Source organism: Rahnella aceris (genome assembly GCF_011684115.1).
Taxonomy (GTDB): Bacteria; Pseudomonadota; Gammaproteobacteria; order Enterobacterales; family Enterobacteriaceae; genus Rahnella; species Rahnella aceris.
The window spans coordinates 97,511-119,884 of the sequence record NZ_JAADJV010000003.1 but is presented as its reverse complement, the minus strand read 5'-3'; the positions used below and the strand labels follow the sequence as shown (position 1 = coordinate 119,884).

21 protein-coding genes are annotated in these 22,374 nt (G+C 54.5%); 16 read left to right on the top strand and 5 right to left on the bottom strand.

Annotated features, from left to right (window positions below):
• The first annotated feature begins 40 nt into the window (after positions 1-40).
• The 3 genes from GW591_RS16060 to GW591_RS16050 are packed head-to-tail and all read left to right on the top strand — an operon-like array spanning position 41 to position 1,799.
• A complete protein-coding gene (locus tag GW591_RS16060; RefSeq protein WP_166860976.1) occupies positions 41-667 on the top strand; it encodes a cytochrome b/b6 domain-containing protein in 627 nt (208 codons plus the stop codon).
• Between the two features lie 10 nt (positions 668-677).
• The gene (locus tag GW591_RS16055; RefSeq protein WP_013578099.1) at positions 678-1,481 is read left to right on the top strand and encodes a molybdopterin-dependent oxidoreductase; all 804 of its coding nucleotides are present in this window, start codon (positions 678-680) and stop codon (positions 1,479-1,481) included.
• A gap of 51 nt (positions 1,482-1,532) precedes the next feature.
• Positions 1,533-1,799 carry a pentapeptide MXKDX repeat protein gene (locus GW591_RS16050; RefSeq protein ID WP_013578098.1) on the top strand — a complete coding sequence of 89 codons (267 nt, stop codon included), beginning with the start codon at positions 1,533-1,535 and terminating at the stop codon, positions 1,797-1,799.
• Between the two features lie 101 nt (positions 1,800-1,900).
• Here the strand turns inward: GW591_RS16050 and GW591_RS16045 are convergent, their stop codons facing one another.
• A complete protein-coding gene (locus tag GW591_RS16045; RefSeq protein ID WP_013578097.1) occupies positions 1,901-2,290 on the bottom strand; it encodes a hypothetical protein in 390 nt (129 codons plus the stop codon).
• A 159-nt stretch (positions 2,291-2,449) separates the two neighbouring features.
• On the opposite strand from GW591_RS16045, the gene GW591_RS16040 reads away from it, so the two are divergent.
• Positions 2,450-2,704 (top strand): ParD-like family protein, encoded by a 255-nt coding sequence (locus GW591_RS16040; RefSeq protein ID WP_013578096.1) that lies wholly within the window; start codon positions 2,450-2,452, stop codon positions 2,702-2,704.
• Between the two features lie 37 nt (positions 2,705-2,741).
• On the top strand, positions 2,742-3,497 hold the full coding sequence (gene map, locus GW591_RS16035) for a type I methionyl aminopeptidase (RefSeq protein WP_041673469.1): 756 nt from the start codon (positions 2,742-2,744) through the stop codon (positions 3,495-3,497).
• 55 nt (positions 3,498-3,552) lie between these two features.
• Here map and GW591_RS16030 read toward each other — a convergent pair whose 3' ends face one another.
• The 3 genes from GW591_RS16030 to GW591_RS16020 form a co-directional block, all read right to left on the bottom strand.
• Positions 3,553-4,035, bottom strand: coding sequence for a PadR family transcriptional regulator (locus GW591_RS16030; protein WP_223509528.1), 483 nt, complete (start codon positions 4,033-4,035; stop codon positions 3,553-3,555).
• A gap of 2 nt (positions 4,036-4,037) precedes the next feature.
• A complete protein-coding gene (locus GW591_RS16025) occupies positions 4,038-4,850 on the bottom strand; it encodes a siderophore-interacting protein (RefSeq protein WP_119262335.1) in 813 nt (270 codons plus the stop codon).
• A 138-nt stretch (positions 4,851-4,988) separates the two neighbouring features.
• Positions 4,989-5,600, bottom strand: coding sequence for a TetR/AcrR family transcriptional regulator (locus tag GW591_RS16020; RefSeq protein ID WP_013578092.1), 612 nt, complete (start codon positions 5,598-5,600; stop codon positions 4,989-4,991).
• A gap of 387 nt (positions 5,601-5,987) precedes the next feature.
• Between GW591_RS16020 and GW591_RS16015 the strand changes: the two genes are divergently transcribed.
• The 11 genes from GW591_RS16015 to GW591_RS15965 all read left to right on the top strand — a co-directional run bounded on the left by GW591_RS16015 (position 5,988) and on the right by GW591_RS15965 (position 19,657).
• Positions 5,988-8,360: a TonB-dependent receptor domain-containing protein gene (locus GW591_RS16015; RefSeq protein ID WP_370461751.1), complete on the top strand. Its 2,373-nt coding sequence runs from the start codon at positions 5,988-5,990 to the stop codon at positions 8,358-8,360.
• 207 nt (positions 8,361-8,567) lie between these two features.
• Positions 8,568-9,230: a DUF3313 domain-containing protein gene (locus GW591_RS16010; protein ID WP_013578090.1), complete on the top strand. Its 663-nt coding sequence runs from the start codon at positions 8,568-8,570 to the stop codon at positions 9,228-9,230.
• A gap of 26 nt (positions 9,231-9,256) precedes the next feature.
• Positions 9,257-9,874: a paraquat-inducible protein A gene (locus GW591_RS16005; RefSeq protein ID WP_013578089.1), complete on the top strand. Its 618-nt coding sequence runs from the start codon at positions 9,257-9,259 to the stop codon at positions 9,872-9,874.
• The gene (locus tag GW591_RS16000; protein ID WP_166860973.1) at positions 9,871-10,494 is read left to right on the top strand and encodes a paraquat-inducible protein A; all 624 of its coding nucleotides are present in this window, start codon (positions 9,871-9,873) and stop codon (positions 10,492-10,494) included. Before GW591_RS16005 ends, GW591_RS16000 begins: the two co-directional genes overlap by 4 nt.
• Positions 10,487-12,082 carry a PqiB family protein gene (locus tag GW591_RS15995; protein WP_037032776.1) on the top strand — a complete coding sequence of 532 codons (1,596 nt, stop codon included), beginning with the start codon at positions 10,487-10,489 and terminating at the stop codon, positions 12,080-12,082. The genes GW591_RS16000 and GW591_RS15995 overlap by 8 nt, the downstream gene beginning before the upstream one ends.
• On the top strand, positions 12,079-12,660 hold the full coding sequence (locus GW591_RS15990) for a PqiC family protein (protein ID WP_166860971.1): 582 nt from the start codon (positions 12,079-12,081) through the stop codon (positions 12,658-12,660). Before GW591_RS15995 ends, GW591_RS15990 begins: the two co-directional genes overlap by 4 nt.
• 271 nt (positions 12,661-12,931) lie before the next feature.
• The gene (locus tag GW591_RS15985) at positions 12,932-13,423 is read left to right on the top strand and encodes a PadR family transcriptional regulator (protein WP_013578085.1); all 492 of its coding nucleotides are present in this window, start codon (positions 12,932-12,934) and stop codon (positions 13,421-13,423) included.
• 126 nt (positions 13,424-13,549) lie between these two features.
• Positions 13,550-14,689, top strand: a complete 1,140-nt coding sequence (locus GW591_RS15980) for an efflux RND transporter periplasmic adaptor subunit (protein ID WP_166860968.1) — start codon at positions 13,550-13,552, stop codon at positions 14,687-14,689.
• Entirely contained in the window at positions 14,689-17,805 is a 3,117-nt protein-coding gene (locus GW591_RS15975; RefSeq protein WP_166860966.1) for an efflux RND transporter permease subunit, read from the top strand. Before GW591_RS15980 ends, GW591_RS15975 begins: the two co-directional genes overlap by 1 nt.
• Positions 17,805-19,175, top strand: a complete 1,371-nt coding sequence (locus tag GW591_RS15970; RefSeq protein WP_166861184.1) for an efflux transporter outer membrane subunit — start codon at positions 17,805-17,807, stop codon at positions 19,173-19,175. Before GW591_RS15975 ends, GW591_RS15970 begins: the two co-directional genes overlap by 1 nt.
• A gap of 95 nt (positions 19,176-19,270) precedes the next feature.
• The gene (locus GW591_RS15965) at positions 19,271-19,657 is read left to right on the top strand and encodes a methionine-R-sulfoxide reductase (RefSeq protein ID WP_013578081.1); all 387 of its coding nucleotides are present in this window, start codon (positions 19,271-19,273) and stop codon (positions 19,655-19,657) included.
• Between the two features lie 211 nt (positions 19,658-19,868).
• Here GW591_RS15965 and bamA read toward each other — a convergent pair whose 3' ends face one another.
• Complete coding sequence (bamA, locus tag GW591_RS15960) at positions 19,869-22,292, bottom strand: outer membrane protein assembly factor BamA (protein WP_013578080.1); 2,424 nt, start codon at positions 22,290-22,292, stop codon at positions 19,869-19,871.
• Positions 22,293-22,374 lie beyond the last annotated feature (82 nt).

Here is a 22,374-nt window from a genome sequence, read left to right as displayed (position 1 = left end):
AATACTCGCTACATCACAGGGCGGACAGCCGGACTTCATTATGACAATACACACGGAATTACCTCATCAGGCAAAATCCAAACCGGCCACGGTGCACCCTTTGTGGCTGCGGCTGACCCACTGGCTGAATGCGCTGGCGGTGCTGATTATGGTGGCCAGCGGCTGGCAGATTTATAACGCATCACCCCTGTTTGATTTTGATTTCCCGCCAGCGGTGACACTGGGTGGCTGGCTCGGCGGCGGTATTCAGTGGCATTTCGCCGGTATGTGGCTGTTCGGTTTTAACGGCCTGTTTTATCTGCTGATGAACATTTTTACCGGCCGGATGAAACAGAAATTCTGGCCGCTGACGCCACGCGGCATCTTCAATGATTTGCGGGCTGCCCTGCGTGGCAAGCTGAAACACGACGATTTACGGCACTACAACATGGTGCAACGTGCGGCGTATGTGTTCGTGATGTTCGACGGCATCGTGCTGGTGCTTTCCGGGCTGGTGGTGTGGAAATCGGTGCAATTCCCGCTGCTGCGCGAACTGATGGGCGGCTTTGATACCGCGCGTTATGTGCATTTTCTGGCGATGGCTTCACTGGTGGGATTTGTGGTGTTGCATATCGTGATGGTGGCGCTGGTGCCGAAAACCCTGATTGCCATGATCCGCGGGCGTTAAGGAAGACATGATGAAAAACATCGTTAAAAGAACCCTCAGCCAGATTTTCAGTCCTTCCGACAGCGAAGCGATTTTACAGGAAGCGAAAAAACAGATTATCCGCGAACTGGATGCGCCCTCCCGCCGCCTGTTTTTACAACGCGGACTGACACTCGGCGGCGTGGCGATGCTGACCGGTTGCGATATCAGCGATAACGCCAGCGTGGAAAATGCGCTGGGCAAAATCTCCGGTTTCAATGACCGCGTGCAGGGCTGGCTGTTCGGTTCAACGCGCCTCGCACCGGTGTATGCCGAATCGATGATCACCCGTCCGTTTCCGTTTAACGCTTTTTACGCCGAAGACGACGCGCCACAAGTCGACGGCAACGCTTACCGCCTGAAAATCGCCGGTCTGGCACTGGATAAACGCGAATGGTCACTGCCGACGCTGTACAAAATGGCGCAGGTCAGTCAGGTGACGCGACACATTTGTGTCGAAGGCTGGAGCGCGATTGGTAAATGGGGCGGCGTGCCGTTCGGCGATTTTCTGCGCCTGATCGGGGCAGACCTCACGGCGGAATATGTCAGTTTTAAATGCGCCGACGCGTATTACACCAGTATCGATATGGCGACGGCACTGCATCCGCAAACCCTGCTGGCGCTGACCTATGACGGCCAGATTTTGCCGCGACAATACGGCTTCCCGATGAAGCTGAGGATGCCGACCAAACTCGGCTACAAGAATCCGAAACACATCGAAGTGATTGAAATTACCAATAAATTTACCGGTGGCTACTGGGAAGATCAGGGCTACAACTGGTTCGGCGGAAGCTGAACACTCTCCACAACACCCTTTGTACATCAAACCTATAGAGAAGGATTTACCATGAAAAAGTTAACCATAATGATGATGTCTGCTTGCCTGATGATGGGCGCAGTGAGCACCACCTATGCCGCTGACGCAATGGCGAAGAAAGACACCATGGGCCATATGTCAAAAGACTGCATGAAAAAAGACAGCATGAGCAAAGACACTATGGCGAAAGACAGTATGGGCAAAGACTGCATGTCGAAAGATCACATGAAGAAAGACAGCATGTCGAAAGATTCCATGTCCAAAGACGCGATGAAAAAAGAGTCCTCGGGCCAGTAAGCGCCACTAAACCCGGCCATATAGCGAAAACGCCTCCGTCTGTTCAGCGGAGGCGTTTTACTTTCTGTTAAGAGCCAATACCCCGCCCCCTTAACACTTAATTATTTTGTGGCACTGGACGCCAGGCGAATCTGAATATCATTGTCGAGATTATTCACCCAATGGTTGTAACTGCGGTGAATCTCGCCTTTCCCGGCCAGCAGATTGGTGCTGCCGACATAATTAATGGTGTAGCCGCGGGTGTCATAGGTAATACGGATATCTGCTTTGTGTTCACGGTTATTCAGATGACCGTTAATCACGCCCGGTGCGCCATCCGTCATTATCCAGCCACGTTTTTGCCCTGCGTCGATAATAGCGGTTCTGATCTGACTTTCTGAATTATGGGTTGCCAGCGTGGTATGCGGCGTCGTTACCGGCTCGGTACGCGCGCAGCCAGAAAGCGCCATGACACAGACAAGGCCGATAAGTAACTTACTTGTAGATTTCATGTGAACCTTTTGGATTTAAAATTTGGGATAAGAGCTTGAAAAATCAACACAATATACGCCATTTTCCGAAAGGTGTCATGAAACACGCTGGTTGAGTTTCGTTTTCGCTTTGCGTAGTATATAAAACATATATGATTCGTATACTACCGAGGCAAGCCCATGGGTATCATTAAGATTTCAGAACTGATGCACGAGAATTTGCGTATTGCCAGCATGGCTTATACGCGTTCGATGAACGCACAGGCCGAGCACTGGATGAAGATTGGCATGCTGATGGAAACCCATCCTGATATGACGCACAGCCAGATTTCGCAATTGCTGGTGCAGTGCAGCATGGAATCTGAAGAAAACACCGGAAGTATCCGCACGCTGTTAAACGTGGGTGGCACACACAGGAAGGCAAGCAATGAATAATGGTTTAGACAGCAGGTATTTCGTCAACAATAACCGCATGGTCAAAACGCCGGAAGGCATCGATAAAGCCCGTATCGCCGGTAAACTGGCGGCGCGCGTGTTGCATATGATCACGCCGTACGTAGTGCCAGGCGTTACGACCAACGAACTGGACCGCATCTGCCACGATTTTATCGTCAACGAATTGCAGGCGATCCCGGCCAATATCGGTTATCACGGCTATCAGAAAACCACCTGCACCTCCGTCAACCACGTGATTTGTCACGGCATTCCTTCCGATAAGGCGCTGAAAAAAGGCGATATTGTTAACATCGACGTGGCGCTGATCAAAGACGGCTGGTACGGCGATACCAGCCGTATGTATTACGCCGGTGAACCCGGCATTATGGCGCGCCGTCTGGTGGATACCACCTATGAAGCAATGATGGCCGGTATTGCAGTGGTACGTCCCGGCGCAACGCTCGGCGACGTCGGCTTTGCGATTGCTGCGGTGGCGAAACGCGAAGGGTTTTCCATTGTGGAAGAGTATTGCGGCCACGGCATCGGCATGGGTTATCACGAAGATCCGCAGGTGCTGCATTATGGCGAGCAAGGTCACGGGCTGGTATTGCAGGAAGGCATGTTATTTACCATCGAACCGATGCTCAATGCCGGTAAAAAACAAAACAAAGTCCTGCCCGATGGCTGGACCGTGGTGACTAAAGATCATTCGTTGTCCGCACAATGGGAACATATGATTGCGGTGACGAAAGATGGTTATGAAATACTGACCCCGTGGCCGGAAGATAAGTGACAATACCGGGACAGTAAAGCCTCCATCCGGAGGCTTTTTGCTTTCTGAGGTACGGCTAACTGCGCTCGATTTCTTTTGTCGCCCGGTCTAACGCATCGGTGATTTTATACAGTGTCTCCTGTCCGATGGGGCCTTTCGCCAGCCGCAGGTTCAGCGCCATGCGGATATTGTTTATCGCGCGCTGCATTTCAGGAATGCTGCGATTGTTGGATAAAATCGCCAGCGAATGCAGTTTTTCCGTCACTGAGCCGAGCAGTTCTCCCTGTTCAGCCAGCGATTGCGAACCTTCCGGTGTAATCGCATATTGCTTCTTACCGCCCTCTTCCTGGCTGGCCGAAATCAACCCCTGTTCTTCTAAAAAGGTCAGGTTCGGATAAATGATACTGGCGCTCGGCGTGTATTCACCTTTGGATAATTCTTCGATGGCCTTGATCAGCTCATAACCGTGGGCGGGACGCCGCTGCAAAAAATGCAGCATCAGCAGGCGGATATCCCCCGTTTCGAACATTCTTTCGCGGCGGTGTTTATGATTCATCATCGTTATTTATTATGCCAATAGGCCACACAACGCACCAGGTTCGCATCCAATCCACGGGTTTCCACGAAATAATCATTCAGCCCTTTGGCGAATTTCCCTTCACCGGTGACCCAGATGTAGTAATCGCTTTCCGGCAGCGGCAGGCTTTTCAGTTTTTTAACCGCCGCGTCATCTTCCTGATAACCGTTGTGCTCATCGCTGACAATCCATTCGATGTTGAAGTCTTGTTCATCATCTAAATAGCTGACGCAACTCACGTCTTTCACTTTCACCAGCACGGTGATTTTGGCGTCAGACGCCGCCTGTTTCAGCTCACGCAGACGGCGTTTCACCGCCGGAAGACCGGTTTCATCGCAGACATACAACTGCCATTTATAGGTGGTCGGGATGATCAGTGAACCACGTGGCCCGCCGATGATCAGTTTATCGCCCGGCTTCGCATCAGCCGCCCATTCGCTGGCGACACCCCCGTCGTGAATATAGAAATCCAGCGTCAGTTCGTTGGTCTGTGCATCGTAATGCAGCGGCGTGTATTCGCGGTTCAGCGGACGCGGCCCTTCGCCCCACACAATCCCTTCTTCGGTTGCAGCGGGTGGTGTAATGGCATCCCCCGGATTCGCCGGGAAAAACAGTTTGATGTGGTCATCGAAGCCGCGTGACGTAAACCCGGTCAGCTCGTCGCCGTTTAATACAATGCGTTTAAAACAGCCGGAAATCGTTTCACTGCTTTTTACCGTGATATGACGGAAAACCAGTTCGTTTTTGACCCGGACCGGCAGGTTTGCGGCAGGGGTTTCAGTGCGATGTTGTGCCATCACGTTCTCTCTTTTGCGATAAGGTTTGCTGAAAGATATATCTTAGTCATGTTTTCCGCAATCCCGGAAAGTGTAAGGAAAAACAAAAAAGCCATCGCGGTGGATGGCTTCGGATTGCAGTGGCCGGAGGAAGAATGGCTAGCGCACGGCGCCGTACAGGAACATCTCGACGGCGTTTTTCACCAGTTGCTTGATCTCGATGACGTCCAGTGGCGCAGGGTCGCTCTGGTACAAACGCATATTGGTTTGCGCCGTCACCAGCGCCAGAAACTGGCGCGCGCGCAAATCGGCATCAGCATTGCCGAGTTGCCCTTTTTGCATCGCCAGCGCTAAAAATGCCGCCAGTGATTCGATGGCTTCACCCGGACCGGCATCGTGAAACAACATACCGATGTCAGAACGCCCGGCTTCGGCAATCACCATCCGGTATACCGCCAGCGCGGTACCGTCGTTGGTCAGCACCAGCAACATTCTTTCACCAAAACGGGTCAGCACCGTTTCCAGCGGCAGATCAGGCAAGGGGGCGGAAAGCCCGTCAACGGCATCGGAAAGATGCCCGGTGGCGTAGGCTTTAACCACCGCCACCAGCAGCGATTCTTTGGAGGGAAAGTAATTGTAAAGTGTGGCTTTTGATCCGCCAAGCCGCCGGGCAAGCTCATTCATCGAAGCACGCTCGTAGCCGCACTCCTGAAATAATTCCGCCGCGGCATCCACAATGGCATCCCTTCTGGCCTCGGTACGTACCTTCATTTTCGCTCCTTAACTGTACGGTACAGTTTCTATTTATACCCACTCTAACCATGCCTTTCCGGCTTGTAAAGCCGCGCCCCCCTGGCCCGTTTCGAAAGACGAATTGCAAAGATTTCGTTAAGAACTACATTTTTTTTATCATTTTGTTGATAACAATTATCAGTATCATTATCATTCTCACGAAGCCGAAATGGGTGCGGATGTTAAATAAACCCATATTTTATAAGGACAATGGCCTTTTCACGGAAGAATTGCATGCAGATGACCAGCGCGTCTGATTTGTCGAAAGGCAGTAAATGCGAGCAGAACTTAAAAAAATTAGTCCAGGACTTATAACAAATGTTCAAATCCTTTACACAGCAGGGTTTGGTGAAAAACGTCATTTTCATGGGGACGATTCTCACCACCACCTTTAACGTAAATGCAGCGGAAGCCGTTAAAGACAATACCGATCTCACAGCAAGCAATACGCAATCTTCTGAAGCCATCAAAAAAAAACCGGCGGTGCGTACCGCGCAGGATCTGGCGCAGAACAATGAAGAAGTCATGACTGTCACCGAAACGATGCCGGATAAAAAACCAGGCTCGAAAACCACCATCACGGCGGCAGAAATGCAGCGAAAAGGCGGTAATGATTTCGGCACTATCATGCGTTATGAGCCGCTGATCACCGCGACCGGCGCGAGTGGCGGCTCCGGCAATGGCAAAAGCGGCTTCGACCGCAGCGGTTATACCGGCTATAACATCCGTGGCCTGGAAAGCAACCGCGTCGGTATTGACGTCGACGGTATTCCGCAGCCAAACGCTACCGGGCGCAGCTACGTCAGCCGTGCGGGCCTGAATACCTTTGGTATTGGCCGCGATTACATCGACCCGTATATTTACGGTCAGGTGGATATTGAATCCGGCGCCACATCAGCCGATCGCGCCAACACCTCCATCGGCGGTGCCGTTTCCTTCCTGCCAAAATCTGCCGACGATTACCTGCGTCCGGGCAAGGAAGTCTATTTCGGTTACCAGTCTGATTATGATTCTTCGGATCGTTCCTGGCACAACGGCATCACCGCTGCCGCCGGTGACGAAACCCTGCGGGGCCTGATCGCCATCAGCCGCCGCGACGGCCAGGAAACCAGCAACAACAGCGATACGCTCGATGCGTATCCGGCCAACTGGCACTCTGACGCCATTATGACGTCGGTCATCTGGCAGCCGAATGATGCGCATAAAATCACCGGCACCCTCGATTACTACGAGAAAGTGAACCACACCCATTACGATACCTGGAACAATGCTGGCAGCGCGATTCTGGGTACCGCACAACAGCAAAGTAACACCCGCCGCTGGGGCGCGAGCCTGAAAGATGAATGGACGCCATTCAACGATTACGTGGATGCCATCGTCTCGAAAGTGTATTACCAGTACACTCAGGCACACGACAACACCTATCTGCCAAACGAAAGTAAGCAGATGATGAACGTCTACTCAAACTATGACGTGAACACTTACGGCGCGGAGACCAGCTGGCTAAAAACGCTGGGTCGCCATGAGCTGAGTGCCGGTATCAACGGCCGCGTGTCCAACACTGAACGTCCATTCCGCGAAAGCCCGGATCAAAGTGCTTTCACGACTATCATGCAGCCGGAAGCTAACAGCCGGACGTATATCCTCGGCGGCTTCCTGCAAGACACCATTAAGTTTGACCTCGACGGCCATAACTTCTCTGTGGTGCCTGCGGTGCGTGTCGCGTATCAGAATACCAAGGCAGAAAACCTGTCAGACTTGTCCAACAGCATTGTTTCTGAAGATCAGGTTTCCACCCTGTACGGTAAAGCCAACTCCGATACACAGGCCCTGCCATCACTGGCCTTCACCTATGACATCACCCCTAAGCTGATGACTTACCTGCAGTACCAGCGCGGTGCCCAGTTCCCGGATGCCAGCCAGCTTTACGGATCCTGGAACCTCGGTTCTAACTACGCAGGCCGTGGTCAGTACGCGCTGATCGGTAACACTAATCTGAAAACCGAAACCAGCAATAACTTTGAATGGGGCATGAAAGGCGAAGCCACGGAAGGCGTGACCTTCAAGACTTCTCTCTTCTATAACACCTACAAAAACTTCATTGCTAACACCCGTTACACCCGCGCGGGCAGCCCGGGTATGTTCACCAATGTGCCCTCCAATATTTATACGATTTATCAGGCAGAAAACCGCGATGAAGCCTTTATCTACGGTGGCGATCTGAGTACCAAAATTAACTACGGTACCTGGTTCAGCAGCGTTGATGGCCTGAGCACCACCTTCGCACTGGGTTATGCCAAGGGTGAATCGAAATCCAGCTACGATGGCGACAAATATGTTGACCTCGACAGCGTGCCGCCAATGAAGTTTGTGGCTGGCGTGGCATGGGATGCGCCATCCGGCATCTACGGCACCGCCCTGACCGCCACCTTCGTGAAAGGTAAAAAAGCCGAAGCGACCAGCCGCCAGAGCTACACCAATGCCGGGACGCCAATCACGGGTTCCACCACCGAATACATGAATGTGCCGGGCTACGGTATGGTGGATGCAACGGCCTACTGGAAAGTCGCGAAGAACGTGAAACTCAGCGGTGGCGTTTATAACATCACCGACCGCAAATACTGGGATTATCTGAGCAGCCGCACCCTGACCGAAACCACCAATCAGGATGAGTACAACAAAGCGCTGGCTGTGATGCCGGGTCGCAGCTTCCAGTTGGGCGTGAACGTCGATTTCTAACCGATAACGCCCGAACGGACAACATCAAAGGCGTCATGTGCAAACATGACGCCTTTTTTACGCCTTGTGACCTTCTCCTCAAAACTAAACCCACCTGTACATTTTCTTGACATGGGAATTTTATTACTCCATAAATGAACCGTACCGTACGGTTTTGAAATAAACCGAAACCGACGTCCCGCGACGATTCTTAAAAAGGTAGGAAAAATGTCTGCATCCGTTCACGGCTATTCTCTGGCGGCTTTGATTTCTTTGGGTTTTCTCACCGGGTGCGCGAGTACCCAGCCTGTGCCCTACACCGGGGTCACCTCTTCTCCACAAATGAAACCTGATACCCAGGACGATTCAGGCCATATCGCATACAGCTACAACACCCCGACGGACTGGAATAAATACAGCCGCGCGATCCTCGATCCGGTGGTGATTTATCAGGGCAAGGATGCCCAGTTTGATGACGTCACGGCGGAGCAAAAACAGCAACTGGCGGCGTACATGCAGCAGCAGTTCGGCAAAAGTGTCGGCGGGCGTTTCCCGCTGACGAACGCTATTACCCCAGGCACCTTACGTATCCGGCTGACGCTCACCGGCGCGCAAACCACCACCGCGTTTCTGGGCACGTTCACCCGCTTTGATCTGATGGGCGGGCCGTACAACATCGTGCAGTCAGTGCGCGGCAAACAGGGTTCATTCACCGGCTCCGTGAGTTATGCGGTGGAAATTTATGACGCCCCCTCCAATCAGTTGCTGAAGGCTTATATCGCGAAGCAATACCCGAACTCGCTGAACATTGGCGCGACCTGGGGTGCGCTGAGTGCGGCCGAAACCGGGCTGGATAAAGGCGCGGAACAGTTGCAGGCACAACTGAAATAAGTGACGGCAGGACACAGGACATCACCATGAAAATCTATCCGCAGCAGGTCGTTTGCAAACATTGCGACAGTCTGTATACCCGAAAACCTGTGCGGTCCGGCGAGGCCGCACATTGCCAGCGTTGCCGTGCCGTACTGTATCGGGGAAGCTGGCTGAGTCTGGAACAATGGTTTGCGCTGACGGTTACCGCCGCGCTGTTTTTCATTATCGCCAATGCCTTTCCGGTGCTGGAAATTCAGTTTCATGGTCAGGTGCAGGCGGCAACGTTGTGGCAAACCGCGATGGCGCTGGCGTACAGCTACGCATCGCCACTGGCCATTCCGCTGGCCATGCTGATCATCGTCTGTCCGTGTCTGCAAATTCTCTTATTGGGTTGGGTGTTATGGCACGCCTGCCGGAAAAAAGCCGCGCCGGGGCTCGCTTCTGCGATGCGTTTGCTGGCCGGGCTGGCGCCCTGGAGCATGGCGGAAGTGGCGTTGCTGAGCATTCTTATCGCCGCCATCAAACTCTCGGGACTGGTGCAAATCACCCCCGGCCCCGGTACATGGGCGCTGCTCGGGTTGTGCCTGTTATTGCCGGTGATCAACCATCAGGATTTCCACCCGCTGTGGAGCCTCAAAACGCTGAAAGGCCAGCGCGAATGACGCCGGTTCCGCACGCATTAACGCAGGGCATCGTGCGCTGTCATGTCTGCGGACTGGTCTGCGAACAGGTGCCTGGCGTGCGGGCGTTGCCGTGTCCGCGCTGCCATGCGCCGCTGCATCCGCGATTGCCGGACAGCCTCAGCCAGTCATGGGCATTGCTGCTCACCGGGCTGTTGCTGTATCTGCCCGCCAATTTACTGCCGGTGATGTACAACAGTTTTGCCGGTCGCGGCAGTGAAAGCACCATTCTGGGCGGTATTGCCGGGTTCTGGGATGCCGGTGATTACATCATCGCAGCAATCATTTTTACCGCCAGCATTGTCGTGCCGTGTGCCAAGTTCCTGATCCTCGGCGGGCTGCTGATCGCGGTACAACGACGTCCCGCTTCCGGTCAGCTTCGTCGCTCGCGCCTGTTCCGCCTGACGGAACATATCGGTTACTGGTCGATGCTCGATGTGATGGTGGTCGCGATGATCGCAGCGCTGGTGCAGTTCCCCGGCCTCAGCACTGCCGAACCGCGCATCGGTATTGTTTTTTTTGGCGCAGTGGTGATCTTCACCCTGCTGGCTGCCCTGAAGTTCGACCCGCGTTTGCTCTGGGAAAATCAGAATAATGACTGAACACGCTTCACCCCCGCCGGACATTGTCCCGCGCCGTTTTCGCCCCTCGCTGATCTGGCTGGTGCCCGCCATAGCGGCATCAGTGGGTTTGTTTTTGCTGTTACAGGTCTGGGCGGATACCGGCCCGGAAATCTCCATTACTTTTCAGACCGCCAGCGGATTAGAAGCCGGTAAAACCGAAGTGAAATACAAAGACGTCACGGTCGGGCGGGTGAAATCGATTTCGCTCAGCCCCGACAGCCGCCGCGTGCTGGTCACCGTTTCACTGATGAAAAACGCCGAAAATCTGCCCAGGGAGGACACCCGTTTTTGGGTCGTGCGTCCGCGCATCGGCATGGGCGGCGTATCGGGTATCGATACCCTGCTTTCCGGCGCGTATATCAGCCTTGATACCGGCACATCGCAGAAATCCGGCAGTGACTTTCAGGGACTGGAATCGCCCCCGGCGGTGATCAACGGTATGCCCGGCAAACAGTTTGAAGTGGTGGCCGACGATCTGGGTTCACTGGATATCGGTTCGGCGGTGTATTACCGCCGCGTGCCGGTCGGGCGGGTCTCTTCCTATGCGCTGCGCCCTGACGGCAAAGGCGTCAGCCTGAACGTATTTATCGATGCGCCGTATGACCGGTTCGTCACTTCCGCCACCCGTTTCTGGAATGCCAGCGGCGTGGATTTATCGCTCGATTCTGAAGGTTTGCAGATCAAAACGCAGACCATGGCATCGGTGATTGCCGGGGGCATCGCGTTTGCCAATCCGCCCGACGACAGCACGGCAAAACCGGCAGCCAGCCACCGCGTATATACGCTGGCAGACGATCAGGCCTCGGCAATGACCCCGCCGGACGGCACGCCGCAGGTGTTGCAGTTGCGCTTCCAGCAGTCGCTGCGCGGCATGAAAACCGGCGCGCCGGTGGAGTTTTCCAGCGTGAAGCTCGGGAAAGTCACGGCGATTGAGCTCGATTACGACCCTGCCGCTTCACGGTTTATCTCGGTGGTGACGATTGAGGTGTATCCGAACCGCTTAGGGCATGTGCAGGAGAAACTGCCGAAACCTGAAAAAGACGGCCAGCAGCAGGCTGCCACGTTCCTGCGCGACATGGTGAAACACGGACTGCGGGCGCAGGCGCGCACCGGCAATCTGCTCACCGGACAGTTGTATATCTCGCTCGATTTTGTGCCTTCGGCGCTGCCGGTGTCTTTTGATATGACTGCGCGTCCGTTGCAGATCCCCACACTCAATGGCGGCTTTGATCACCTGCAGGAACAGCTCGCGACACTGATTGGCAAGTTATCGACAATGCCCATTGAGTCGATTGGCAGCAATCTGAATGCCACACTGGGCAATCTCAATCAGACGCTGATTCAGGTGAACCGTCAGGTTCTGCCACAAACCACGCAAACCCTGCGCCAGTTCGATCAGACGATGGGCAGCGCACAAACCCTGCTGGCGGCGGACTCTCCGCTGTTGCAAACGCTGGCCGAATTCCAGCGGACATTATATTCCCTGCGCACCCTCACCGGCCTGCTCACGCGCCAGCCACAGGCGCTGATCGCCGGCAGAAACAGTGAAAATAAGGAGCAACCATGAATGTCCTCCGCGTGATAACCAGGGTTTGCCTCCTGCTGGGGTTAAGCGGTTGCGCCTCTCCTGCGCCTCATTATTACACCCTGATCACACCTGCGGAGAATGCGCCATCTGCGATACCACCGGCTGCATTTGTGCTGCGCGTGCAACCGGTGACCGTGCCTGAACAGCTTAATCAGCCGCAACTGGTGATACGTAAAAGTGACGGCGAAATCGTGATATCGGATAGCACGTTGTGGGCCGCGCCGCTGCCGGAGGAAATACGCAGTGCGCTGTCGGCGCAGCTTGAACGCTCGCTGAATACAACAGACATCCGCGAATTGACACCGCCGCCCGATAAACCGGTTATCACCCTGCGCGTAACCGTGCAGCAACTGGATGCCTGGCCGCAACGTCACGCCAGCCTGACAGCCCGCTGGCAACTGCGTTTTGGCGCAGATGAAAAAATGCTGACCTGTCGCTCACAGCATCAGATTGACGTGACGGGTGGCGTGCCGGAACTTATCACCGCGCAACAGAAACTGATTGCGGTACTGGCCGCCGATGTTTCAGATGCCATAAAAAGCCGCCACTGCCGCTGAAAACCGGACTTTTTCGCAATGCTTACACGGCAAAAATAGGTTTACGGCATCTTTCCGCCGTTTATCTCAAGATCAATCAGTTACCCCTGTTCTGAACTGTTAAGAAGTGTCAGCAACAGGGGCGAACCTGAGAGCACCATCATGATTTAGTCATTATAAAACAACACATTAACACTATCCTTACGTTAGTTTCCCGCTCCGTCACTGTCTTGCCCTGCAAACTTGTAAGATATATCTTGAGGTCGTCGGCAATCAGCGAAGGAGAAAAATCATGAGCGAAACCGAACCTGCTGTACGGCGTAAAAGCAAACTGTTCACCCGTCAGGAACTGGCGCTGTTTGTGTTGCATCTGATCCAGATAAACCCGGTGCATGGCTACGAAATTATCAAAACCATCGAAGGCTATTCTATGGGGGTGTACATCCCCAGCCCCGGCGTGATTTACCCGATCCTGGCGCATATTGTTGACAACGGCTTTGCCACCGCCGCAGAAATAGAAGGCGGGAAAAAACAGTTTTCCATGACACCGGCCGGTTCTGAATATCTGGCGGCAAGAAGAAACGAAATCCGCGCCATAGAAGAAAAAATGAAAAAGCGCGTGATTGAAAATAACCCGCCGCCCGCACCTGAAATAATTTACGCCATTGAGAATTTAAAAATCACCGTACGGACGAAAGCCTATAACGGTGAGGTCACGCCGGAAATATATCAGCAGATGGTTAAATACATTAATGAGGTCACGAAGAAAATTCATGATTTATGATTCCTGATTTATAAACAACGGCACATCTTTAAATAATTTTAACGGGATCCTGACTGTTTTATTTCGATAAAACAGCCGGGGCTCCTTTGCCTTTAATTATATTATTTATTATTTACGGACACCAAAATGCCTTTAAGATTCTCCTGCTTATTGATACTTATCGCGCTGAGTGGTTGCGATAATTCACCACCGGCTCAGCCCACTGCCGCGCCCGCTGAAGTGGGCGTCGTCACGCTAAAAGCACAATCGTTCAATCTGGTCAGCGAATTAACCGGCCGGACCACCGCCACACTGACGGCGGATGTGCGGCCGCAGGTCGGCGGTATTATTCAAAAACGTTTATTCACCGAAGGCGACTGGGTTAAAGCCGGTCAGGCGCTGTATCAGATTGATCCGTCGTCGTATAAAGCGACGTACGATCAGGCTGCCGCTGCACTGAAAAGCGCCAAAGCGCTGGTGCTCTCGGATTGCCAGAAAGCCCGCCGTTATGCCGTACTGGTGAAAGAGCAAGGCGTGTCACAGCAGGATGCGGAAGATGCGCAATCGGCCTGTGCAGAAGACCGCGCCAGCGTTGATGAAAAAGCCGCATCGCTGGAGTCGGCCAAAATCAATCTCGACTGGACGCGGGTCACGTCGCCGATTGCCGGTCGTATCGGCATTTCCTCCGTTACGCCGGGCGCACTGGTCTCTGCCGCGCAGGACACCGCGCTGGCGACGGTGCGAAATCTCGATTCAATGTACGTGGATCTCACCCGTTCCAGCGCCGATTTGCTCAGTCTGCGTAAACGCGCGCTGGCAGCGAACAGCGATGCTTTAAGTGTCACGCTCACCCTTGAAGACGGTTCAACCTACCCCGAAAAAGGTCGTCTGGAACTGACCGAAGTGGCGGTCGATGAAGCCACCGGTTCGGTCACGCTGCGCGCCGTGTTCCCGAATCCGCAACACGTTTTACTGCCGGGGATGTTTATCCGCGCTGACGTGGATGAAGGCGTCGTCGAAAATGCCGTGCTCGCGCCGCAACAAGGTGTGACACGGGATGCCAAAGGCGATGCCACCGCGCTGGTGGTTACCGCCGACAACAAAGTCGAACAACGTCATATCGAAACCGGCGAGGCTACCGGAACCCACTGGCTGATTGTCAAAGGTTTGCAGGCGGGTGATCGCGTGCTGGTGGAAGGCAGTGACAAAGTCACGGTGGGCGATACGGTGAAACCGGTTGAAGTGAATAACGCCGCCACTGCGAAAAGCACAGAAGGAGCCGCCTGATGTTCTCCCGCTTCTTTGTGCGTCGCCCGGTTTTTGCCTGGGTGATTGCGATTTTGATCATGATGGCCGGAATTATGGCGATCCGCACGCTGCCGGTCGCGCAGTATCCGGACGTCGCGCCTCCCTCAGTGAAAATCAAAGCCACCTATTCCGGGGCTAACGCCGAAACGCTGGAGAACAGCGTCACGCAGGTCATCGAACAACAACTGACCGGCCTGGATAATCTGCTGTATTTCAGCTCCAGCAGCAGTTCCGACGGGTCGGTGGATATCACCGTCACCTTCAAACAGGGCACCAATGCCGATACCGCGCAGGTGCAGGTGCAGAACAAAGTCCAGCAGGCGGAATCACGCCTGCCGACGGAAGTGCAGGAAGCCGGGGTGACGGTCACCAAGTCGCAGTCCAGTTTCCTGCTGATCATGGCGGTGTACGATAAAACCGACAAAACCAGCAGCTCGGATATCGCCGACTGGCTGGTCAGTAATATGCAGGATCCGCTGGCGCGCGTCAGCGGCGTCGGCAGCTTGCAGGTGTTTGGTGCGGAATATGCCATGCGCATCTGGCTGGATCCCACCAAACTGGCGGCGTATGACCTGATGCCGTCAGATGTGGAAACGGCCATCGAAGCGCAAAACGTGCAAATCTCCGCCGGTAAAATTGGCGGTCTGCCGTCTTCCGCTTCACAACAACTGACCGCCACGGTGCGTGCGCAATCACGTCTGCAAACGCCGGAGCAGTTCCGTAACATCATTGTTAAAGGCAATACCGGCGGCGCGGTGGTGCGCATCAGTGATATCGCCCGCGTCGAAATGGGCAGCGAAGATTACACCGCGTCTTCACAGCTGAACGGTCATCCGGCGGCGGGTATGGCAGTGATGTTATCGCCGGGTGCCAACGCGCTCGATACCGCCACGCTGGTGAAAAACACCATCAGCGAATACCAGCGCAGCATGCCAAAAGGTTATGACGTCGCCTATCCGAAAGACAGCACCGAATTTATTAAAGTGTCGGTGGAAGACGTCATTAAAACGCTGATCGAAGCCATCGTGCTGGTCATCGTGGTGATGTATCTGTTTATGCAGAATCTGCGCGCCACGCTGATCCCCGCGCTGGCGGTGCCGGTGGTACTGCTCGGCACGTTCGGCGTACTGGCGCTGTTCGGCTATTCCATTAACACCCTGACGCTGTTCGCGATGGTGCTGGCCATCGGCCTGCTGGTGGATGACGCTATCGTGGTGGTGGAAAACGTCGAGCGCATCATGCGTGATGAAGGGCTTCCCGCCCGCGAGGCCACCGAGAAGTCGATGGGAGAAATCTCCGGCGCGCTGGTGGCGATTGCGCTGGTGCTCTCTGCCGTGTTCCTGCCGATGGCGTTTTTCGGCGGCTCAACCGGGGTGATTTACCGCCAGTTCTCCGTCACCATTATTTCCGCCATGATACTTTCCGTGGTGGTGGCGCTGACCCTGACACCGGCGCTGTGCGGCGCTTTTCTGCGCCATAAACCACAGGCTACCCGTGGTTTCTTCGGTGGCTTCAACCGTTTGTATTCGCGTACTGAGCAACGCTACGAAAATGGCGTGACGCATGTGCAGCGCCGTCCGGTGGCGATGGCGCTGATTTACGGCGCCATGGCCGCACTGATGGGTGTGCTGATGTGGCAACTGCCGACCAGCTTCCTGCCGTCTGAAGATCAGGGCGAAGTCATGGTGCAATACACCCTGCCCGCCGGGGCGACAGCGAACCGTACCGAAGCCGTCAATTCCCGTGTTACAGAGTGGTTCCTCGGCAAAGAGAAAGCCAATACCAACGTCATATTCACCATCACCGGCTTTAACTTCAGCGGCAGCGGTCAGAATGCCGGGATGGCGTTTGTGTCACTGAAGAACTGGGATGAACGTCCGGGTGCCGTAAACACCGCGCAGGCGGTAGCCGGTCGCGCGATGCGGGATCTGGCGGTGATCCGCGACGCAAAAGTCATCGCCATGACGCCGCCTTCCGTGGACGGGCTCGGGCAAAGCAACGGTTTCACCTTTGAGCTGATGGCTACCGGCGGCACCAGCCGCGCGGACTTACTCAAACTGCGCACCGAACTGCTGGCCCTGGCCGCCAAAAGCCCGGAACTGCAATCGGTTCGCGCCAATGATTTGCCACAAATGCCACAGTTGCAGGTGGATATCGACAACAACAAAGCCGTGGCGCTCGGGCTGACACTCAGCGATGTCACTGCCACCCTGAGCAGCGCGTGGGGCGGCACTTACGTCAATGATTTCATTGACCGTGGCCGCGTCAAGGAAGTGTATATCCAGGGCGACAGTGAGTTTCGTTCCAAACCGGCGGATCTGAATAAATGGTTTGTGCGCAGCAGCGACGGTACCAGCATGACGCCGTTCTCCGCGTTCGCCACCACCCACTGGACCTATGGCCCGGAAAGTCTGGCGCGCTATAACGGATCAACTTCCTATGAGATCCAGGGCGAGAACACCGACGGCTACAGTTCCGGCGCGGCGATGGCAAAAATGGAAGCGCTGGCGGATAAATTACCCGCCGGTTCAACCTGGGCATGGAGCGGACTCTCTCTGCAGGAAAAGCTCGCCAGCGGTCAGGCGCTCAGTCTGTATGCCATCTCGATTCTGGTGGTATTCCTGTGTCTCGCCGCATTGTACGAAAGCTGGTCCGTGCCGTTCTCCGTGATCCTGGTGATCCCGCTCGGTCTGCTTGGCGCATCCCTTGCCGCCGAACTGCGTGGCCTGAATAACGACGTTTACTTCCAGGTGGCGCTGCTGACTACCATCGGCCTGTCGTCGAAAAACGCCATCCTGATAGTTGAGTTTGCCGAAGCAGCACTCAAACAAGGCAACACCCTGACCGCTGCCGCGCTCTCCGCTGCCCGCACCCGTTTACGCCCGATCCTGATGACGTCGCTGGCCTTTATCGCCGGGGTGATGCCGCTGGCAGTCGCGACCGGCGCAGGGGCTAACAGCCGCATCGCCATCGGTACCGGCATTATTGGCGGCACCGTGACCGCCACCTTACTGGCTATTTTCTTTGTTCCGCTGTTCTTCGTGCTGGTGAAAAAAGTCTTCACCGGTCACAAAGACGCGCAGGAGTCAGCATGATTTTTCGTCTGAGTATTATTTCGCTGGCCATGTTGCTGGCAGGCTGTATCTCGCTGGATCCCGATTATCAGCGCCCTGCCGCGCCGGTGCCTGCAGTCTGGCCTGCGCAGGGCGCACAGCCAGCGGCCACCACGGTGCTGAGCGACTGGCAGGGCATCATGGCCGATACACGCCTGAATGCCGTGGTGGCCAAAGCGCTGACCAGCAACCGCGATTTGCAGGAAGCGATTGCTGATATTGAAGCCGCCAAAGCGCTGTATGGCGAGCAACGCGCCAGCCTGTTCCCGACGCTGGATGCTGAGCTTTCACAAACCCGCAGCCGGACGCAGGATGCAGGCGTCAGCAGCAGCGCCACCGCCGACGGTGCGGTCAGCAGTTTTGAAATCGACCTGTTTGGCCGTAACCGCAGCCTGAGCACAGCGGCAAAAGAAACCTGGCTGGCGAGTGAATCGACCGCGCAGAACACCCGCCTGACGCTGATTTCAGAAACCAGCACCGCGTGGATCACGCTGGCGGCGGACAACAGCAATCTGAAGCTGGCGCAGGACACCCTGAAAAGCGCGGCGGATTCGCTGAGCATTACGCAACGGCGGCAACAGGAAGGCGTCGCCTCGGGGCCGGACGTCAGCTCTTCGATGGCGATTTATCAGCAGGCACGCGCCAGTGTCGCCAGCTACCAGACGCTGGTCGCGCAGGACATCAACGCCCTGAATCTGCTGGCGGGCGACACCGTGGCGCAAAATCTGTTGCCGGGTACGCTGGAAAGCCTGGCACCGCAGGCCATCAAACTGGTGCCCGCCGGGATTTCGTCGTCGGTATTACTGCGCCGCCCGGACGTGCAGGAAGCGGAACATAACCTGAAAAGTGCCAATGCGGATATCGGCGCAGCGCGGGCGAATTTCTTCCCGACGCTCTCGCTGACTGCCAGCGCAGGCGTCGGCAGCAGTTCGCTGTCGAACCTGTTCAGCCACGGCAGCAATGTGTGGTCGTTCGCGCCCAGCCTGAGCCTGCCTCTGTTTACCGGCGGCAGTAATACCGCGCAGTTGCGCTACGCTGAAGCGGAGAAAAAGGGGCTGATTGCCGCGTATGAAAAAGCCATCCAGAGCGCCTTTAAAGATGTGGCGGACGCCCTCGCCCGCCGTGCCACGCTCAGTGAACAGATGGATGCCCAGCAGCAATATGTTGCGGCCGCACAGCGCAGTTACGATTTGGCGCGCCGCAGTTATGAAACCGGTGCGGGCGATTATCTGACGGTGCTTACCGATCAGCGTTCACTGTGGTCGGCGCAGACCGACCTGATTGCCCTGCAACAGACTGATTTTGAAAACCGTATCACCCTGTGGCAGACGCTGGGCGGCGGCGTGAAATAGCACACTATGGCAGGAGGGCACTTGCAGCTTGATATGTCGCCCCAATATAGCGCTACACTATAAGGCTGCAATGTCACCTGCCAGGAGCAATGATAATGAACAGAGAACTGAATGATTTTGAACGTTTTGTCATCGAAAACAAAGGGACAGAGCGCCCGAATACCGGTGAGTATAACGACCACTTTTCACCGGGCCGTTACGTCTGTAAAAGATGTTCTGCGCCGCTGTATTCCTCAGAACACAAATTCGAATCCCATTGCGGCTGGCCCGCTTTCGACGATGAAATTCCGGGTGCGGTAGAACGTGTGCCGGATGCCGATGGCCGCAGAACAGAAATTGTGTGTGCCAACTGCAAGGCACATCTGGGGCATGTCTTTGAGGGGGAATATTTAACCGAGAAGAATCTGCGCCATTGTGTCAATTCCGTTTCAATGATTTTTGAAAGTGCCGATGCGCAAGGGAATTACCACAAAGCAGAATAATCGCTTATTTCTGCTGTGATAAACGAATAAAAAGAAGGGCCGCACAGGGGCAGCCCTTAAAAGGAAGAACTCCAACAATATTATAATGGCATGATGTTTTACCCTAAGGGTTGCTCAATAAACATCATGCCGGCATTATAATTGAATCAGATTTATTTTCTATTCTCATTGCGTCTGTAAAAAGTAATAACTTTGTAAGACAGCGTTATTATTACCACGTCTTACCGATATTAAACTGGAATTGCTCCGCACTGTCCCCTTCATATTTCACCAGCGGCTGCGCATAAGAGAACACTAGCGGGCCGAGCGGGGATTGCCATTGCAACGCAATACCACTGGAAACACGAATATGTGTCGGGTCACTGTAATCCGGAATACCCGCGGCTTCGGTCGCTGAGGTATTTTTCCATCTCGTATCCCACACCGTACCGGAGTCGACAAATAATGAGGTACGCACTGAACTGGCGTATTTCTCGCTGATGAACGGCGTCGGCACATACAGTTCCGCGCTGGCAATCGCCATCGCATTACCGCCCACCGCATCAGTCGATTTGGTCACCGGACAGGTGGAATACGAGCTGTCCGCGCTGCTGCATTTGTAATACGCCGCTTTCGGCCCGATGGTGTTGGAGGAGAAACCGCGAACCGAGCTGGAGCCACCTGCGTAGAAGTTGTCGTAGAACGGGACTTCGTTGCTGCCAATGCCTGCCGCGTAACCGGCTTTGGCGCGGCCCATTAATACCCAGTCCGATTTGTCGCTCAGCGGAATGTAATGGTTGGCATCAAAGGTGATTTTGTAATAACTGTCGTCCGAGCCAGGCGTGGTCACTTTTGCCGCCAGGCTGGCGCGCGTGCCGGATGACGGGAAGAAGCCACGGTTAAGATCGTTATACGCCCAGCCGACACTGGCGAAGAAGTCATTGGTGCTCAGTTGTGCATCGCTGTTGGTGGACGTCGTTACCAGCCCCGGATGTACGCCGCTGGCATTGAGATAGCGCCAGACCGCGACCTGCGGTTCCATATCACTCAGCGTACTGTGAACATAATCCAGCCCCAGATTCAGCGTATTGTTTTCGCTGACCGGCAGGCCAAGATTCACGCCTGTGCCGTAACTTTGCAGATTATACGCCGCCAGATCGTTATCTTCCGCGTCGTAATGGTTGTAGAACACTTTGCCGCCAAGGCTGATGCCATCAACGGTGTAATACGGGTTAGTGGCCGAGACTTCGACATAGGTCTGATAGGAGTTGCGCGTGCCGCTGAAACTGACCGTATTACCGCTGCCCAGCCAGTTGTCCTGCGTTACGCCCAACTGATAACTGATGCCGCTGTCGGTGCCATAACCCAGGCCCACGTTGAATGTGCCGGTGTTACGCTCTTTAACTTTATACACCACATCAACCTGATCCGCTGAACCGGGCACCGGCTGGGTATCCACATCAACCGACTCGAAATAGCCGGTACGGTTGAGGCGATCTTTGCCCTTCTGCACCAGATCATTGCCCAGCCACGCGCCCTCCATCTGGCGCATTTCGCGCCGCAGCACTTCATCTTTCGAGGTGTCATTGCCTTCAAAACGAATGCGGCGCACCGAATAACGGTTGCCGGTATCCACGCTGATATGCAGTTTCACGGTTTTATCCGTTTCATTAATGTCGCTTTGCGTCGTGACATGCGGATAGGCATAGCCGTAGCGGCCCAGCAGATTTTTGATGTCACCTTCCACTTTGGTGACTTTCGCGCCGTTATACAATTCACCGGCAGGAATGGTGGCGAGCGATTCAATTTCGGAAGAATGTCCGGCCATGTCGCCGGTCACTACCACGCCGGACACGGTATATTGCGCACCCTCAGCAATATTGACGGTAATATAAATCCCTTTCTTATCCGGCGTTAAACTGACCTGGGTGGAATCAATATTAAAACGGGCATAACCGCGGTCGAGATAAAAACTGCGAAGTGTTTCTAAATCACCTGACAGTTTTTGTTTTTCATATTTTTTATCGCCAATCACATTCCACCACGGCACCTCATCGCGTAGCTGGAAATGGGCGATTAAATCGTCACTGGTAAAAGCTTTATTGCCCACAATATTGATTTGTTGAATTTTTGCCGACACACCTTCGGTAAAGACCAGTTTCACGTCCACGCGGTTACGCGGCAACGGCGTCACCACCGCTTTTACACTCGCGCTGTATTTGCCGACGCTGTAATAAAAATCTTCCAGTCCCTTTTCAATCGACGAAATGGTGGTGCGATCCAGCGCGTCCCCGACGCGGATCCCTGAGGCTTCCAGGTTCTGCTGCAACATCTCGTCCTTTATGGCTTTGTTGCCCGAGAACGTAATGCTGGCAATCGTTGGCCGCTCTTTCACCTGAACAATCAGCGTGTTGCCATCTTCAAGCACCTTCACATCGTCAAAATTGCCGGTCGCAAACAAGGCACGGATCGTCTGGCTGATATCGTCATCGGATACCGTATCGCCCACGCGCACGGGGATGCTCAGCAAGGCTGCGCCGACGGTGACCCGCTGCAATCCTTCGACGTGAATGTCTTTTACGACAAACCCGCCGGCAGCAAAAACCGGGGCACTGCTGAACAGCAGCGACGCTAAGAGTAATTTTTTCATTGTCATGTGATCCGTGCTCGCCGTTTTTCAACTAACAAAAATTCCTGTTAACAAAATATTTTGCTATCAGAAGAAATAACCTCGCTAA

Coding starts and splice junctions, on each gene's coding strand:
- GW591_RS16060 (WP_166860976.1), top strand. CDS start 41: ATGACAATACACACGGAATTACCTCATCAGGCAAAATCCAAACCGGCC.
- GW591_RS16055 (WP_013578099.1), top strand. CDS start 678: ATGAAAAACATCGTTAAAAGAACCCTCAGCCAGATTTTCAGTCCTTCC.
- GW591_RS16050 (WP_013578098.1), top strand. CDS start 1,533: ATGAAAAAGTTAACCATAATGATGATGTCTGCTTGCCTGATGATGGGC.
- GW591_RS16045 (WP_013578097.1), bottom strand. CDS start 2,290: ATGAAATCTACAAGTAAGTTACTTATCGGCCTTGTCTGTGTCATGGCG.
- GW591_RS16040 (WP_013578096.1), top strand. CDS start 2,450: ATGGGTATCATTAAGATTTCAGAACTGATGCACGAGAATTTGCGTATT.
- map (WP_041673469.1), top strand. CDS start 2,742: ATGGTCAAAACGCCGGAAGGCATCGATAAAGCCCGTATCGCCGGTAAA.
- GW591_RS16030 (WP_223509528.1), bottom strand. CDS start 4,035: ATGATGAATCATAAACACCGCCGCGAAAGAATGTTCGAAACGGGGGAT.
- GW591_RS16025 (WP_119262335.1), bottom strand. CDS start 4,850: ATGGCACAACATCGCACTGAAACCCCTGCCGCAAACCTGCCGGTCCGG.
- GW591_RS16020 (WP_013578092.1), bottom strand. CDS start 5,600: ATGAAGGTACGTACCGAGGCCAGAAGGGATGCCATTGTGGATGCCGCG.
- GW591_RS16015 (WP_370461751.1), top strand. CDS start 5,988: ATGGGGACGATTCTCACCACCACCTTTAACGTAAATGCAGCGGAAGCC.
- GW591_RS16010 (WP_013578090.1), top strand. CDS start 8,568: ATGTCTGCATCCGTTCACGGCTATTCTCTGGCGGCTTTGATTTCTTTG.
- GW591_RS16005 (WP_013578089.1), top strand. CDS start 9,257: ATGAAAATCTATCCGCAGCAGGTCGTTTGCAAACATTGCGACAGTCTG.
- GW591_RS16000 (WP_166860973.1), top strand. CDS start 9,871: ATGACGCCGGTTCCGCACGCATTAACGCAGGGCATCGTGCGCTGTCAT.
- GW591_RS15995 (WP_037032776.1), top strand. CDS start 10,487: ATGACTGAACACGCTTCACCCCCGCCGGACATTGTCCCGCGCCGTTTT.
- GW591_RS15990 (WP_166860971.1), top strand. CDS start 12,079: ATGAATGTCCTCCGCGTGATAACCAGGGTTTGCCTCCTGCTGGGGTTA.
- GW591_RS15985 (WP_013578085.1), top strand. CDS start 12,932: ATGAGCGAAACCGAACCTGCTGTACGGCGTAAAAGCAAACTGTTCACC.
- GW591_RS15980 (WP_166860968.1), top strand. CDS start 13,550: ATGCCTTTAAGATTCTCCTGCTTATTGATACTTATCGCGCTGAGTGGT.
- GW591_RS15975 (WP_166860966.1), top strand. CDS start 14,689: ATGTTCTCCCGCTTCTTTGTGCGTCGCCCGGTTTTTGCCTGGGTGATT.
- GW591_RS15965 (WP_013578081.1), top strand. CDS start 19,271: ATGAACAGAGAACTGAATGATTTTGAACGTTTTGTCATCGAAAACAAA.
- bamA (WP_013578080.1), bottom strand. CDS start 22,292: ATGACAATGAAAAAATTACTCTTAGCGTCGCTGCTGTTCAGCAGTGCC.